Origin of the sequence: Candidatus Phytoplasma sp. AldY-WA1 (genome assembly GCF_020312115.2) — a bacterium.
GTDB classification, from domain to species: domain Bacteria; phylum Bacillota_I; class Bacilli_A; order Acholeplasmatales; family Acholeplasmataceae; genus Phytoplasma; species Phytoplasma vitis.
The window spans coordinates 1-2,639 of sequence record NZ_JAHRHX020000073.1; the positions used below are offsets into that span (position 1 = coordinate 1).

Genomic DNA, 2,639 nt, shown 5'->3' on the forward strand with positions numbered 1-2,639 from the left:
ATAAAATAGTATTTTGTTGTTAAAAAATTGTTTATACGTTTTATTTTTTTGTTTCGAGAATAAAAAAACCATTTGGAATGTGCACTATTTCAAAAAAGTGTAAATAAATTCATTTTTAAAACCGAAAAGACTAGTTAAAAACAACTAGTCTTTTTTTTGTTTTTAGTGAAACGAGATTTTGAAAATATGCAGTGTTAAAAAAACATTTACAATTTTTTATAACACTGCGTTTCGACATCACCGATTCCTTGATAATTTGACTTGTTTTTTAAGTAGTCTAAGAATTCGTCGCACGCTGTTAATTCTTCTTTGAATCCGATTAGTTTATCAAATGATAAAAATTTCTTAGAATCAGCTGGTTTGAAATCATACGTTGGTTCTTCGTCATCTTCTGATTATTAATTATAAACCCTATTTGATGTGTTATTTGCTGATAATGGTTGATATGATTGTTGTGTGTTTTTATTTGGTTCATTGGTTTGATTTTCAATTGTTTTATTTTTATTTTTTAGTTCATTGGTTTTATTTTCAATTATTTTATATTTAGCAGAATTAATAATTTTTTGTAAAAGAACCATATGCTTAGGATCCAAAATATTTTCTATTTTAAAAAACTTATTAACTGCTGTTATTCCTTTTGAAGTTAATTCTGTAGCTTCAGTATTTAAAACTTCTTTAATAAAAGAATCTTTAAATTGTTGTTCCATAAAAAGATTAATTTGTTGTTTTTCTAGATAAACTATTAAAGCGTTTTCAGAGGCACAATGAATGCTATCCAAGTAATTTTGAAGATGCATTTTTGTTTTTTCTAAAATGTTTCCATTTGTGTTATTTTTATTTATTTTATAATTTTCTTCAGCTTCTTGTAATTGTTTTGAAATCTTTCTATATTTTCGAATTAAAAGATAATTTTGATTTTCTTGACTTATTATTTTATTAAATCCTTTTTTTGTTAATTTAATTTTATTATTTTGTGAATCAATAACATAATCGGATTCTTCTTTTAAAATTTGAATTATTTGTTTAATTTCTTCTGCAAGTTTTAAAGTAATTGGTATTCCATTCTCATCTGTGTCTTCGTTATCAATCATGGATTTATAAGTGTTTTTTAAATCATCTATATCTATAGATTTACTTCCATGACAATTTTGTAAAATTTCTGATGGAGTTTTCTGTTTGCCTTCATTATTTTTTACAAATTTGTCGTAATTTTCTTTTTTTATTTTTGATTCTGTTTCATCTACTATGTAATAATCATTTTTGTAATATTTTTTATAATAATTATCTTCATATTCTTTTTTAACTTCTTTTTTTAAATCATTTAATTCTTTTTCAACAATGTTTGCTTTATCTTGATTTTTTTGTTCTTTTAATTTTTCAAGTTCAGATTCTTTTTTTCGGATATCTGGATGGTTTTTTAAATGATTCAAAACTCTTGTAACTGATTGTTGGTTGGCATCGTTAATCATATTTTTTAAAATACGATAAGATTTTTTATGATGCTTTTCTGCTGGTATCGCATTACCCTTAGCATCATTTTCAGGTGGTAAAAAATCTAAAGCTAAATTAATAGTATCTAATAAATATTCTGTTGCTTCTGCAGTTATCGGAGCACATAATGAACTTTTGTCAAATAAAATAAAAAATAATTGTCTACGACGTTCATCAAAACGGCCTGGTTTTATTTCAAGCTGAATACTAAAACGAGAAAGAATCGCTTTCTCAAAGCCTTCTAAATGATTAGTTGCTCCAACAACAAAAACTGGTTTTTGATTAGCTTCTTCGCTGCTGTTATAAACTTCTTTAAGTAAATTATCTGATGGTTCTAATTGAATTTTAAATTCATTAACAACATTGGCGTTTTCAGATCCTGATGATAAAGTAGCGATATCAGAAAAAAGATTTTCACATTCATCTAAAAAAATAATCGCGCCTTTACCACTCTTCTGAGCTGCTCTTCTAGCTAATTTAAATAAATCTTTTACCATTTTCGGAGCGATACCATAATAAGTTTGAGAAAAAATAGAAGAGGAAACTTCAATAAAAGGTAAATCGGTTTCTCGAGCTAATGAATTAGCAAATGCAGTTTTACCAGTTCCCCCAACACCATACATTAACAACCCTGTAGGAGATTTTATTTTTCCTTTATTTTCAAATAAATCACGGTTTTTTACATATGTAATAAAACTACTTGCTGCATTTTTAGCATCATCTAAACCAACTAATTGTTTAAAAGACAAACAATTTTCTGGTGATTGTACTGAAAAATGTTCATCTTTTAAATCTGAATAATTATTATTTCCTTTTTTATCATCATTTTCTTGAGCTATCTTTTGATTGCTATCTCTTAATATTTTTTCTTGTTCTTGATTCAATTCTTTTGTTACATTAAATTCTTTTTTTACTTTATCTAATAGTTTTGTATAAACTTCTTCTTCTAGTTTTTTATAAACTTCTTCTTCTAAAATAAAATCTAAAGATTGATTTCTTAAATCATCAACAGATTTTTCTAATTTATCAGTATGTTTTTGAAAGTTGTTTATATTTTGTTCAATCTCTTTCATTTGATTTTTGGATTTTAAAAAAGTAAAAAGGCAAATTGATATAACTCCAATAGAAATAATTAAATTGATCAAATC

At 25.0% G+C, this 2,639-nt stretch carries 1 protein-coding gene; it reads right to left on the reverse strand.

Annotated features, from left to right (window positions below; genetic code table 11):
• Positions 1–398 precede the first annotated feature (398 nt).
• Positions 399–2,639, reverse strand: a 2,241-nt coding sequence (locus tag KTO59_RS03945; RefSeq protein WP_284928748.1) for an AAA family ATPase, incomplete at its 5' end; no start/stop codon positions are given.